Origin of the sequence: Sphingosinicella sp. CPCC 101087, from assembly GCF_004151485.1 — a bacterium.
GTDB lineage: Bacteria > Pseudomonadota > Alphaproteobacteria > Sphingomonadales > Sphingomonadaceae > Allosphingosinicella.
Window position 1 is genome coordinate 237,147 of record NZ_SBFF01000005.1, and the last position, 12,974, is coordinate 250,120.

A 12,974-nucleotide genomic window follows, 5' to 3' on the forward strand; every position below is an offset into this window, starting at 1 on the left:
ACTTGACCGATCCGTGATGCCCCTTCCGATTCCTTCCCAAGCCGTCGTCCGCCTGCTGCTTGCGCGCGCTTTGGCGATCGCGCTCTTCCTTGCCGCGGCTGCGCCGGCCGCGGCCGTGCCGGCGGCGGGCGAGCCCGTGCAGATGACGCTCGAGGTCGATGCCCGCGACGTGCTGCGCGGTATCCAGCATGCGCGGATCGTGATGCCGGTACGTCCCGGTCCCTTACGGCTCGCTTACCCGAAATGGGTCCCGGGCGAGCACAGGCCGAACGGCCCGATCACCCAGCTCGTGAACCTGCGGATCATGGCGGCGGATCGGGCGCTGGCCTGGCGGCGCGATCCGCGCGAGCCCTTCGCCTTCCATGTCGATGTGCCGCAGGGGGCGACGGAAGTCGAGATCCGCTTCGACTATCTCTCCCCGGCGAAGCGGTTCGGCGCCGGCTTCGGCAAGACTCCCAACGTCACGCCGAGCCTTGCCTTCGTGCTGTTCAACCACCTGCTGCTCTATCCCGCCGGTGCGCGTGCGGACGAGGTGCGGGTCGAGGCGCGCTTGCGTATTCCCGACGGGTGGGAAGCCGACGGCGCCTTGCCCCTGGCGCGAACGGGTGACGGCGCGTTGGAGCTTCCGGAGACCAGCCTTTCGACCCTGGTCGATTCACCCGTCCTCGCAGGGGCGCTCCTGCGCAAGATTCCCCTGCCGAACCACAGTTTCGCCGCGCGCCTGACCCTCGCCGCCGAATCGCCCGACGATCTCGAGCCCGGCCGGGAGGCGCCGCAGGCGCTCGGCAGGCTGGTGGACGAGGCTCGGCGGCTGGTGGGCGGCGTGACGGCGGAAGATTATGTCTGGCTCGTCGCGATGAGCGATTCGCTCAGCCATGACGGGCTGGAGCATCGCCAATCCGCCGATATCCGCGCCGCACCCGGCTTCCTTCGCGATCCGCGCCAGCGCTACCGGTGGACCGTCCTGCCGCATGAGCTGTTCCACGCCTGGAACGGAAAGTTCCGGCGTCCAAGCGGGATGACGACGGCCAACTTCCAGGAGGCCACGTCCGACGAATTGCTCTGGGTCTATGAAGGGCTGACCCGCTATTATGGCGACATCGTCCTGCCGACGCGCAGCGGCCTGGTCTCGCGTGCGCAGACAATCGACTATCTCGCTTATGTCGGTGCGCAGGTGGAGCGCGGCAGGCCCGGGCGCGCCTGGCGCAGCCTCGCGGACACGGCGGCGGCGGTCCCGGCTTTCGCGGACGCACCGTTCGAGGGCACGGCCACGCGGCGCGGCGCCGATTATTACAACGAAATGCTGCTGGTCTGGCTCGAAGCCGACATGCTCATCCGCACGCGCAGCCGGGGCCGTCGCTCGCTCGACGATTTCTGCCGCCGCTTTCTCGCCCGGCAGGCCGGCGACCCGGCGGTGGCGCCTTATACGCGCGCCGACGTCGTACGCGCCCTGCGCTCGGTGGAGGCGCTGGACTGGGACGCCTTCTTCAGGGCGCGGGTCGATGCGGTGGCTCCGCCCGTGCCGCTCGCCGGCCTGGCGGCCGCAGGCTGGACGCTCGATTATGACGATTCGGCCAACCCGTTCCTGGACGACGTCGAGAACGGATCGGGTAACTACGACCTTTCCACCTCGCTCGGCATCTGGATATCCGCCGACGGGGAGGTTCGGGACGTGGTGCCCGGCTCCCCCGCATTCGAGGCCGCCATCGCGCCCGGAGCAAGGATCCTGGAGATAGACGGGCAGCGATGGTCGATCGATGCCGCGCGCGAACGAATCCTTGCCGGGCGCACCGGCACGCGGCCGCTGCGGCTGCGCGTCCGATCGGGGCCCCTCGAACGCGTCGTCGATATTCTCTATCGTGGCGGGCTGCAGATACCGCATCTGCGGCGTGCACCGGGGACGGAGGACGGGCTTTCCCGTATCCTGGCCCCGCTCGCCGCCACGCCGCATTGAAATCCGCCGTCCAGGCCAGCCCGGGGAGCCGACGATGACCTATCCGCTCAACCGCCGATCCTTTCTGGCGCATGCCGCCGGGACAGCGGCCGGTCTTGTCGGGAGCGGCGCCGTCCAGGCCCGCCTGGTTCCGGGGTTGGCCGAACTGATCGATGCCGAGCGGGCCGCCGTGCGGGAAGGAATGGCCGAAGGGGGGATCGGCGCCGCCGCCATCTGCCTCGTCCATCAGGGCAGGACCCTCTGGATGGAAGGCTTCGGCCGCACGCCGGGAGGGCCCGTCGGGCCCGACACGATCTTCAGCATCCAATCGACGTCGAAGAATTTCACCGCGGTGGCGGTGCTGCTGGCCGTGCAGGAGGGCCTGCTCGACCTCGACGCGCCGATCACCCGCTATCTGCCCGATTTCTCGGTGAACAGCCGCTTCGAGCCGGCGCCGCAGGACCGGATCACCTTACGCCTGCTGCTGAGCAACCGCGCCGGGTTCACCCACGAGGCGCCGGTAGGCAACAATTACGAGCCGGCGGCACCCAGCTTCGAGGCGCACATCCGCAGCATCTCCCAGACCTGGCTGCGCTTCCCGGTGGGCGAGCGCTATCGCTATTCCAACCTGGGCTACGATCTGGCCGGCCATATCCTTGAGCGGAAGGCGGGCCTGGCTTATGCCGAGTGGCTTCGCCGCAAGCTGTTCCAGCCGCTCGGCATGCGCGACAGCACCGCCGATCCGGCGGTCTATTCCAAGGTCGCGAACCGCGCCGTCGGCACCCAAGGCGGGCATGCGCAGGTGCCGCTGGTGACGCCGCTCGTCGCCTCGGGCGGCGTCTACACCAGCGCCCGCGACATGGCCGCCTACGCGGCCTTCCATCTCGGGGGAGGAGAGTGGCAGGGGCGGCAAATCCTCGCGCCCGAGCTTTGGGCCGAGATGCACGGCTTCGGCCTCGGCGGCGACTATGGCCTCGGCGTCATGCGCAGCGAGCTGCGCTACGGCTCGACGCCGGTCCGGGTCCTGCACCACCGCGGCGGCGGCTTCGGTTTCGGCTGCAACTTCGTCTACTGCCCCGAGGCCGAGCTCGGCTGGGCCGCCCTCTTCAACCGCCCCGCATCGGCGGGCTATCGCTTCGGCACCCGGCTCATCGAGCGGCTGCTCGCCGCCCGCTTCGGGGAACGCATAGCCCGGCTGCCGGCCGCGGCCCTCGCCCCGATCCGGCCTCTCGCCGCCCAGGCGCAGGCGCTGGTCGGAACCTATGTCGGGCGGAACGTGCGTGCGCAGATCAGCGAGTCCGGCGGCCAGCTGCGCTTCAGCCAGGATGAAGCCGGGACGCCCAACCCGCTGGGCGTGACCGCGCCCGACGCGTTGTTCACCGTCAAGGAGGATGGCGAGACCGTCACCTACCGCTATCATCCCTCCACCGCGGCGCTCCCCGCGCATCTCGAATGTTCCGAAGGGGAAGCGAGCCTCGACTATAATGACGGGCCGAACGACCCGCCTGGGCCCGACCGTCCCGAATGGGACCGCCACGTCGGACGGTACCGGGTCGATCAGTGGGGCAAGCCTGCCATGGAGATCACGATCGAACGGCGTCGCGGCTATCTCTACCTCAATGCTATCCGCCTCATCGTCGAGCCGGAGCCGGGACTGTTCTTCACGAGCGATGGTGAAGCCGTCGACTTCCGCTCCCCCGTCCCGACATGGCGCAACCTGCTGCTCCGCCGCGTCTAGAGCTCACCACGGGCGGCTTGCCCCGCTCCGGGTAACCGATGCTGCGCCGTGTCGGCGAGCGGAGCGGTTGAACGCCTCGAGCGCGGCCGAAGGGATGCGCCGGGCGTGATGCGGCTTTCGTGCATCACGGCGGAATGGGCGTGAAAGTCGGAAGTCGTCGAACTAAAGCTCGTTCGGTCGCCAGGCGCGACCATAGACTGGAAGCGCTCTAGGCGGCCACCAAGGCATTTTCCCGAACGGTCCTGATGTCGCGGACCGGCGGCAGTCCGAACATCCGGCCATATTCGCGGGTGAATTGCGAAACGCTCTCATAGCCGACGGCGAACGCCGCGCTGCTCGCGCTCCTCCCTTCCGACAGCATCAGCCGCCGCGCCTCGATCAGGCGCAGATGCTTCTGAAACTGCAGCGGCGAGAGCGAGGTCACGGCGCGGAAGTGCTGGTGGAATGAAGAGGGGCTCATTCCGGCCGCCCCTGCCAGCCGCTCGACCCGGAGCGGCTTCGCATATTCGGCGCGCAGGATGGCGACGGCGCGCGCCACGCGACGCACATGGCCGTCCGGCCAGCCGAGATGACGGATCGCCGTCCCATGCCGACCCGTCAGCAGCCAGTAGTGCATTTCCCGGACGAGCTGGGTCTGGAGCACCGGCACCGACGCCGGGCGGTCGAGCAGCCGCATCAGCCGCAGCGCCGCATCGGCGACCTCGCTGTCGGTAGGATCGACCCGCACCGGTGCATGGTCCGCCACGAATTCGGGCTTCATCTCCGCCGCCAGCTCGGCGAGAACCGCCGGATCGAGCTCCAGGACCAGCGAGTAATAAGGCGCGGCGGGGCTCGCCCGCGTGATCCGGCTCACCGTCGGCACATCCGCGGTGACCAGCAGCGAATCGCCGGCGGAAAAGGCAAATTCCCGCGTTCCCATCGTGACATGCTTGCTGCCCTGCACGACCAGGCAGACCAGCGGCCGGAAGACGTCGTGCAGGAGCCCGCTCGGCAGGCTCGCGCGCACGGTGAACAGGCCCGGGATCGGCGTGGGCGCGATGCCGTTCGAGTCGGCATGGGCGTCAGCATAGCGGCTGACGGCGGTGAGCAGGCCGGTCATGGCTCCGTATCTACGCCTTCGCGGCGGCGGCGCCCAGCCCCTTCGTAGGATCAGGCAAAAAACGGACAGGACCCGGCAACACCGGCCGGCGTCGCTGCGGCATATCGTGGGCATCAACCCAAGAGGAGGCTGAACATGACCAAGATTGCTCTCGTCACCGGTGCCAGCCGCGGCCTCGGCCGCAACACCGCGCTCAGCATCGCCCGCCGCGGCGGCGACGTGATCATCACCTATCACAGCCGCTCGGACGAGGCCGATGCGGTGGTCGCGGAAGTTCAGGCCATGGGCCGCAAGGCGGTCGCCCTGCAGCTCGACACCGGCGATGTCGGCGCCTTCGCGGCCTTCGCCGACCGGCTGCGCGGCGCACTCTCCGAGATGTGGCAGCGCGACAGCTTCGATCACCTCGTCAACAATGCCGGACATGGCGACTATGCCTTGATCGCTGAGACCAGCGAGGCGCAGTTCGACCGGCTGGTCGACGTCCACTTCAAAGGGGTGTTCTTTCTGACGCAGGCGCTGCTGCCGCTGATCGCGGACGGCGGCCGGATCGTGAACCTGTCGACCGGCCTCACCCGCATCACCTATCCCGGCTATGCCGCTTACTCGGCCGTGAAGGGGGCGGTCGAAGTGCTCACCCGCTATATGGCGAAGGAGCTGGGGGCGCGCGGAATTGCCGTCAATACGGTGGCGCCGGGCGCGATCGAGACGGATTTCGGCGGCGGCGTGGTGCGCGACAATCCGGAGCTCAACGAGCAGTTTGCCGCGCTCACGGCGCTCGGCCGCGTCGGCCTGCCGGACGATATCGGGCCGATGATCGCGGGCCTGCTGTCGGAAGACAATCGCTGGGTGAATGCGCAGCGGATCGAGGTTTCCGGCGGCCAGGGCCTCTAACCAGGCAGCGGACTCGAGCGGGTGCTGGCGGAGATTGTTTTCCGCCAGCACCCGTGGCCATAAGCGGCGCCCCGCAGCCCGCTATTTATCTGAGCCGTTCCGCGAGGAAGTCGACGAAGACGCGAACGCGCGCCGGCGTGTTGGCGCCGCCGACGAACACCGCGTGAATGGATTCAACGTCGCCGGGATTGTACGCCTCCAGAAGCGGAACGAGCCGGCCGGCCGCGATTTCATCGGCCACGCTGAAGACGCCGACCCGAGTGACGCCGACGCCTGCGGCCGCAAGCTGACCCAGCGTCTCGCCGTTATTCGCCTCGATGCTGCCCTTCACCGACAGCGAGAAGTCCTGCCCGTCCTTGCGGAACGGCCAGGTCGGCTCGGCGCGACGGAAGTTGAAGTTCAGGCAATTGTGCCGGTGCAGATCCTCCGGCACCCGCGGCTCGCCGTGCCGCGCCAGATAATCGGGGGAGGCGACGATGACGCGGCGGCTCTCGCCCAGCTTGCGCGCGGTCAATGGGCTGTCGGCCAAGGGGCCGAACCGGATCGCGACGTCCGCCTGTCCGGCGGCGATGTCGACCAGCGCATCGCTGAGGCCGATATCGACGAGGATATGCGGATGGCGGCGGACGAATGCGCCGAGCAGCGGCACCACGCATAGCCGTCCGTGCGCCTGGGCGGCGCTTACCCGCAGACGGCCGCGGGGAGCACCCTGGTCCGCAATCGCCTGCTCGGCATCGTCGAGATCTGCGAGGATCCGGCGGGCCATGCCGAGATAGGCCTGGCCCTCCGCCGTCAGGGTCAGCGCCCGCGTCGTGCGCAGCAGCAGCCGCACGCCCAGTCGCGCCTCGATCCGATCGATAGTGCGGCTGACCGCCGACGGGGTGAGATCGAGCGCGCGCCCGGCGGCGGAGAAGCTGCCATGCATGACCACCGCCGCAAACACCTCCAGCGCCCGCGCGCGATCAGCTCCATTCATTGTCTTTGCTCTCGATTCAAAGATACTTCGCCTGAGCAGCCGCTACACGGCAGCAGCTTCGACGTCCATCTGTGCGCCGGGATAGAAATCGAAAGGCGCGTCATGGAATATCGGCAATTGGGATCGTCGGGGCTGCGAGTTCCGGCGCTCAGCTTCGGCACCGGCACGTTCGGCGGAAAGGGGCCGCTGTTCAGCGCCTGGGGTCAGAGCGATGCACGCGAGGCGCGGCGGCTGATCGACATCTGTCTCGATGCCGGCATCACCCTGTTCGACACGGCCGACGTCTATTCCAACGGGGCGTCGGAAGAGGTGCTGGGTGCGGCCCTCGAAGGGCGGCGCGACGCGGTGCTCATCTCCACCAAGACCGGCCTGCCGATGGGCGACGGTCCGCAGGACTGGGGCGTTTCGCGATCTCGCCTGATCCGTGCCGTCGACGATTCGCTCCGGCGGCTGGGCACCGGCCATATCGACCTGCTCCAGCTTCACGCCTTCGACGCCTCGACCCCGGTCGAGGAACTGCTGGCGACGCTGGACGCGCTGATCTCGAGCGGCAAGGTCCGCCACGCCGGCGTGTCCAATTATCCCGGCTGGCAGCTGATGAAGGCGCAGGCCGCCGCCGATCGCCACGGCTGGCCGCGCTTCGTCGCGCATCAAGTCTATTATTCGCTGATCGGGCGCGCCTACGAGACCGAGCTGATGCCGCTTGCCGCCGACCAGGGCATCGGCGCGCTGGTCTGGAGCCCGCTCGGCTGGGGGCGGCTTACGGGCAGGATCGGTCGGGGACGCCCGATACCCGAAGGAAGCCGCCTCCACGAGACCGAGGCGTTCGCGCCACCGGTTGAGGAGGAGCGACTCTATCGCGTAATCGACGCGCTCGAGACCGTGGCGGCGGAGACGGGCAGGCGAGTGCCGCAGGTCGCGATCAACTGGCTCCTGCAGCGTCCGACCGTGTCATCGGTCATCATCGGCGCCCGAAACGAGGAACAGCTGCGGGAGAATCTCGGTGCGGTCGGCTGGACGCTGACGGCGGAACAGATGGCTGCCCTCGACGCGGCGAGCGACACGCTGCCGCCTTATCCCCACACGCCCTACCGCCAGCAGGAGGGCTTCGCCCGCCTGAACCCGGCGCTGGTCTGATCCGGGGCTTCATCATGAAGATCAATCCTGCGCTCGTCGCCTTGGCCGTCGGCGCGTTCGGAATCGGGGTGACGGAGTTCGCGCCGATGGGACTGGTTCCGGTGATCGCCAGCGACCTGGATGTGTCGATCCCGGCGGCCGGGCTGCTCGTCAGCGCCTATGCGCTCGGCGTGGTGATCGGCGCGCCGCTGATGACGCTGACCACCGGCCGGGTGCCGCGCCGAACCTTGCTGATCGGGCTGGCCGGCATCTTCACGCTGGGCAATCTGCTATCGGCGGTGTCGACCGGCTATGGCATGCTGCTCGCGGCGCGGATCGTCACCTCATTCAACCATGGCGCCTTTTTCGGCGTCGGCTCGATCGTGGCGGCGAGCCTCGTCCCGCCGCACCGCCGAGCGGGCGCAGTCGCGGCGATGTTCATGGGGCTGACGATCGCCAACGTCGTCGGCGTCCCGCTGGCGACCTGGGCCGGGGAGCATCTCGGCTGGCGCGCCGCTTTCTGGGGCATCGCCGCGCTCGGGCTGGCGACGATGGCCGCGCTTCGGCTGACGCTGCCGGACCTTCCAGCTCCGCCGGGTGCCAATGCGATGGCGGAGTTGCGCGTGCTGCGACGCGGGCCGGTCGTGGCTGCCCTGGCCCTGACGGTGGTCGGATCGAGCGCCATGTTCACCGTGTTCACCTACGTCACGCCGATCCTGCGGGAGGTGACCCACGCATCTCTGGGTTTCGTCACCGCGATGCTGGTAACCTTCGGAATCGGCCTCACGGCGGGCAATTGGCTCGGCGGCCGGTTTGCCGATCGTTCGATCGACCGGACCCTGATCGTCACACTGGCGTCCCTCTCCGCCGTCCTGCTCGCTTTCGCGGCGCTGATGCCGCATGCGACACCGACCGCGATCATCGTCTTCCTGTGGGGCGTGGCGAGCTTCGCGCTGGTGCCGCCGCTCCAGCTGCGCGTGATGACCGCGGCTGCCGACGCGCCGAACTTGGCCTCGTCGGTGAACATCGGCGCATTCAACCTCGGCAACGCGCTTGGCGCGGCGCTGGGCGGCGGAGTGATAGCCGCGGGGCTGGGCTATCCTGCCGTCGCTCTGGCGGGCGCCGCCACGTCGATGCTCGGCCTGGCCGCGGTGCTGCTGGCACGACGCCCATCCGCAGTGCAGCCGAAACGGCTGCTCTGCCGGGATGCGGGATGAGCAGAGAAGGAACGAGTCGGCTCGCAACTCGAGGCGGGCCACGGGAAGGCGAGCTCGCGAGGAACTCAGATCCGCGTCATCGAAGCGCGATGCTTCTCAACGCTGGGGGATGCGCATTTCCTGACCGGAGCTCTGGCGTTCGAGATGGAGATAACGCTGATTGAAGTCGCCGACCTGGCGAAGGCGCTCCCAATCGGGAAAGCTGACGTTGCGCTTGCTGCGCTTGATCAGTCCGTCGGCCTCGAGGCCCTTGAGGACGCGGTTCACATGGACCGGCGTGAGCCCGAGCGCGTCGGCGAGCTGCTCCTGAGTCATCGGCAGCTCGTAGCCGTTCCGACCGGCCACGCCCTCGGCTTCCAGCCGCAGGGCAAATTCGCACAGGACATGGGCCATCCTGGTCCGTGCATTCCGGCGACCCACGTTCAACACCCATTCGCGGAAGATGGAGGCTTCCACCAGAATCTTGATCAGAATCGCATGGGCAATGGCCGCCCGGGAGCGCACGATCTCCTGAATGGCGCCGCGGGGGATGAAGGCGACGTCGCCGCGCGTCAGCATCTGGACGCTGTGATCGGCGACCTCGAGAAACGAATTCTGGAAATCCGTCGCGTCGCCCGGAATGTGGATCGCGATGATCTGCCTGTCGCCGTCGCCGGTGAGCTTCTGGCGGTAAGCAAATCCGGACACGAGCACGCCGCACCGGTCCGGCGGGTCGCCTTCCCGGACGGTGTAGGTCGAAGGCTCGAGAGTCTTCAGGGTATAGGGAAGCGCCAGGATGGCCTGGCGATCCTCCTCGCCGAGGGGCGTGCGAACTTCCAGGTTTGCAAGCAGGGGTGCGAGGGGGTTTTTGGCGTTGGTCACGATAGCTCCCGAAGCAAGGGCGGGAGCACGCTCATCTCTCAGTCGCCAAAGCCCGGTTAACCCATCAGCGATAGGGTCATCCTAACATCTCGGTGTCGGATTAACATAACATGTGACAGGTTATCCCTGAATATCATGGCTTTAGCTGCTCGACGGGACTATGTGACCCGGATCGTCGATCTCACCGTGAGGGCGTCGACGGCTGAGAGACCTGCGCGCTCCCGCCCATCCGCCGGAGCGACCATGACCATCTACTATTTTCATCTTCGGGACGGCGACGACATCCTCCTCGATCCGAAGGACGGGAGTTCGACTCGCGGGAGGCGCTCCAACGCGAGACGCTGAAGGAGGCGCGCTCGATCATCAGCAACGATGCGCTCGAAGGAAATGTGAACCTCAGCTACCATCTCGACGTCGAGGACGCGTTCGGAAATGTCGTCCACCGTCTCCCGTTCGAGGATGCCGTGAAGGTCATTCGGGGAGATGCGGCCGGCTGAGGCTCAGCTCCGCGGCAGCAAGCGGACGCCGATTCCCGCCTGCGTTCGATCCACCAGGCAGGGCATCATGCCTCAGCGTGCCGGCTCGCCCAGATCCTTGCTGACGAGGACGAGGCCGGGATCGCCAGGATAAGGCTCTACCCGGAAGCCCATGTCCGCCTCGACCGCCAGCGCCTGCCGATTCTCACGGCTTTCGACCGATTCGATGCGCTTGATGCCGCGCCTCGCGGCATAGCGGGCGAGATGATCGAGCAGGGCCCAGCCGATGCCGCGATTCTTGTAGCCGGCATCGAGCGAGATGGCGACTTCCGCCCGCTGCAGGCCGGGATCGGCCGCCAGCATCGCGGTTCCGATCGGCTTGTCCCCGTCGAAGGCGAGGAAATTCTCGCTTCGGTCGTGATCGACCGCCACGAGGCGTTCGAGCAGGGCATGGCCGACTTCTCCGACGCCGGTGAGAAAGCGGAAGCGGCGGTCTTCCGGCGATACCTGCTTGAAAAGGTCGGCCAGGAGCGGCTCGTCGTCCGGACGCGCCGGCCGCACCCGGAAGCTGAAGTCCTTCCATGTGGTCAGGGTCGTCTCGGCGTCCAGGCCGGCGACGGGTGTTGCGTCGGTCATCGGCTCATCCTCCTCATCTCGCCCCACGACCGAGCGAACCGATGCGCGGGCGCGTCGTTCCCTCCGCCCTGGCGGGCTTCCGCCTGTCCGCAGAGTCGAGATGAAGCCAGCGGCGCGGGGCAGAAGCGGATGATTGCGCGCCCCGAGCGGGCGCCTGCGCGGGTTACGCCTTGCGTCGAAGCTCCAGGCTGGACAACCATGGCCAGGCAATAGCCGGGAGGTGAGGGCGAGATGGCCGTTGAAGCCCATGGCATCGATCTTGTGCCGATCATCGCGCTTCTCGGGGCGGCGATCGTCGCCGCACCCTTGTTCCAGCGTCTGGGGCTCGGCTCGGTGCTAGGCTACCTCGCGGCGGGCGTCGTCATCGGCCCGTTCGGAATCGGGCTCGTCACCGAGCCCGCGCAATTGCTGCAGATCGCCGAGCTCGGCGTGGTGATGTTCCTCTTCCTGATCGGCCTCGAAATGCGCCCCTCGCGACTGTGGAGCCTGCGCAGCGAGATATTCGGCCTCGGTCTCGCGCAGGTCGTCCTGTGCGGACTGCTGCTGACCGGAGTCGGCGTCGCAACCGGTTTTCCGGTCGCGTCCTCGTTCGTCGCCGGCGCCGGCTTCGTCCTCACCTCGACGGCGATCGTGATGCGCCTGCTCGAGGAAAGGCGCGAGCTGGCGACCCCGGCAGGACAGCGCATCGTCTCGATCCTGCTGCTCGAGGACCTGGCCATCGTGCCCCTGCTCGCCGTCACCGCCTTCCTCGCGCCAATCGCGTCCGGCAACGAGGCGCAAGGCGACCTGGACCTGCACGCGATCGGAATCGGGACGCTGGCGATCGTCGGGCTCGTGATTGCCGGCCGATATCTGCTCAACCCGCTGTTCCGGCTGCTCGCCAACGTGCCGGCGCGGGAGGTCATGACCGCGGCCGCCCTGCTCGTCGTCCTGGGCTCGGCCTGGGCGATGCAGCTCGGCGGCCTGTCGATGGCGATGGGCGCCTTTCTCGCCGGCGTGCTGCTGTCGGAATCGATCTTCCGCCACCAGCTCGAGGCGGACGTCGAGCCGTTCCGGGGAATATTGCTCGGCCTGTTCTTCCTGGCCGTCGGAATGTCGCTCGACCTCGGCGTGGTCGCCGGCAACTGGGCGATGATCCTGTTCTACGTGGCGGCCTACATGATCCTCAAGGCGCTCGCCATCTACGCGATCGCCCGCCTGTTCCGCTCGCCGCACGACGAGGCCCTCTATCGCGCCGTCGTCATGGCGCAGGGCGGAGAGTTCGCCTTCGTCCTCTATTCGGCGGCGCTCGCGGCCGGGATCATCAGCGGCGAGGAGAATGCGATACTGACCGCGATCATCATCGTCTCGATGGTCCTGACCCCGCTCGCCATGGCTATCCTCAAGCGTGTTCAGCGGTCCGGACCGGAGCAGGCACCGGCCGGCGAGATTCCGCCCGGCCTGCACCCCAGCGCGCTGGTGATCGGCTTCGGCCGCGTCGGCCAGATTGCGAGCCAGTTCCTCCTCGCCCGCGGCCACGAAGTCTCGATCATCGACACCGACATCGAGGTGATCGACGTCGCCCGGGAGTTCGACTTCAAGGTCTATTATGGCGACGGCACCCGGCTCGACATCCTGGAGGCGGCCGGTGTCGGCCATTGCGCGATCGCGCTCGTGTGCGTCGACGACGTCGAGGCGACGACGCGGATCGTGCGCCTGATCAAGGACGAGTTTCCCCAGGTCCCCGTCCTGGTGCGCGCCAACGACCGCCGCCACGCGCTCGACCTCATCCGTGCCGAGGCCGACTTCCATATCCGCGAGACGTTCGAATCGGCGCTGCGCCTGGGCGAGAAGGCGATCGAGATGCTGGGGGCCAAGCCGGAGGAGATCGCCGCTTATGGCGAACGCATCCGCGCGCGCGACCGGCAGCGGACCGCGGTGGAGCTGGAGGGCGGACATCTCGCCGCGCGCGGCCTGTTCAGCGGGCGGGCCGACCAGGCCGCCATCGACCTGAGAGCGGAACCCAGCCGGGAGATCTGATCACGCACGCGC

The 12,974-nt window shown here is 68.0% G+C and carries 11 protein-coding genes; 7 read left to right on the plus strand and 4 right to left on the minus strand.

Annotated features, from left to right (window positions below):
- Positions 1-16: 16 nt before the first annotated feature.
- Both EKM57_RS09880 and EKM57_RS09885 read left to right on the plus strand, forming a co-directional pair.
- Positions 17-1,954, plus strand: a complete 1,938-nt coding sequence (locus tag EKM57_RS09880; RefSeq protein WP_129792330.1) for a M61 family peptidase — start codon at positions 17-19, stop codon at positions 1,952-1,954.
- A 34-nt stretch (positions 1,955-1,988) separates the two neighbouring features.
- Positions 1,989-3,671 (plus strand): serine hydrolase, encoded by a 1,683-nt coding sequence (locus EKM57_RS09885; RefSeq protein ID WP_129792331.1) that lies wholly within the window; start codon positions 1,989-1,991, stop codon positions 3,669-3,671.
- Between the two features lie 208 nt (positions 3,672-3,879).
- Here EKM57_RS09885 and EKM57_RS09890 read toward each other — a convergent pair whose 3' ends face one another.
- Positions 3,880-4,770, minus strand: coding sequence for an AraC family transcriptional regulator (locus tag EKM57_RS09890; protein WP_129792332.1), 891 nt, complete (start codon positions 4,768-4,770; stop codon positions 3,880-3,882).
- A 135-nt stretch (positions 4,771-4,905) separates the two neighbouring features.
- Here EKM57_RS09890 and EKM57_RS09895 point away from each other — a divergent pair, with 135 nt between their 5' ends.
- Positions 4,906-5,661 carry an SDR family oxidoreductase gene (locus tag EKM57_RS09895; protein ID WP_129792333.1) on the plus strand — a complete coding sequence of 252 codons (756 nt, stop codon included), beginning with the start codon at positions 4,906-4,908 and terminating at the stop codon, positions 5,659-5,661.
- Between the two features lie 85 nt (positions 5,662-5,746).
- Here EKM57_RS09895 and EKM57_RS09900 read toward each other — a convergent pair whose 3' ends face one another.
- The gene (locus tag EKM57_RS09900; RefSeq protein ID WP_129792334.1) at positions 5,747-6,637 is read right to left on the minus strand and encodes a LysR family transcriptional regulator; all 891 of its coding nucleotides are present in this window, start codon (positions 6,635-6,637) and stop codon (positions 5,747-5,749) included.
- A gap of 102 nt (positions 6,638-6,739) precedes the next feature.
- On the opposite strand from EKM57_RS09900, the gene EKM57_RS09905 reads away from it, so the two are divergent.
- Complete coding sequence (locus tag EKM57_RS09905; protein WP_129792335.1) at positions 6,740-7,774, plus strand: aldo/keto reductase; 1,035 nt, start codon at positions 6,740-6,742, stop codon at positions 7,772-7,774.
- 14 nt (positions 7,775-7,788) lie between these two features.
- Positions 7,789-8,970: an MFS transporter gene (locus tag EKM57_RS09910; protein WP_129792336.1), complete on the plus strand. Its 1,182-nt coding sequence runs from the start codon at positions 7,789-7,791 to the stop codon at positions 8,968-8,970.
- A 96-nt stretch (positions 8,971-9,066) separates the two neighbouring features.
- Here EKM57_RS09910 and EKM57_RS09915 read toward each other — a convergent pair whose 3' ends face one another.
- On the minus strand, positions 9,067-9,831 hold the full coding sequence (locus tag EKM57_RS09915) for a Crp/Fnr family transcriptional regulator (RefSeq protein WP_206185375.1): 765 nt from the start codon (positions 9,829-9,831) through the stop codon (positions 9,067-9,069).
- Between the two features lie 227 nt (positions 9,832-10,058).
- Here EKM57_RS09915 and EKM57_RS22775 point away from each other — a divergent pair, with 227 nt between their 5' ends.
- Positions 10,059-10,328, plus strand: a complete 270-nt coding sequence (locus tag EKM57_RS22775) for a hypothetical protein (protein WP_371414131.1) — start codon at positions 10,059-10,061, stop codon at positions 10,326-10,328.
- Positions 10,329-10,400: 72 nt separating this feature from the next.
- Here EKM57_RS22775 and EKM57_RS09920 read toward each other — a convergent pair whose 3' ends face one another.
- Positions 10,401-10,943, minus strand: coding sequence for a GNAT family N-acetyltransferase (locus tag EKM57_RS09920; RefSeq protein ID WP_129792337.1), 543 nt, complete (start codon positions 10,941-10,943; stop codon positions 10,401-10,403).
- Between the two features lie 231 nt (positions 10,944-11,174).
- On the opposite strand from EKM57_RS09920, the gene EKM57_RS09925 reads away from it, so the two are divergent.
- Positions 11,175-12,962 carry a monovalent cation:proton antiporter-2 (CPA2) family protein gene (locus tag EKM57_RS09925; protein ID WP_129792338.1) on the plus strand — a complete coding sequence of 596 codons (1,788 nt, stop codon included), beginning with the start codon at positions 11,175-11,177 and terminating at the stop codon, positions 12,960-12,962.
- The last annotated feature ends 12 nt before the right edge of the window (positions 12,963-12,974 follow it).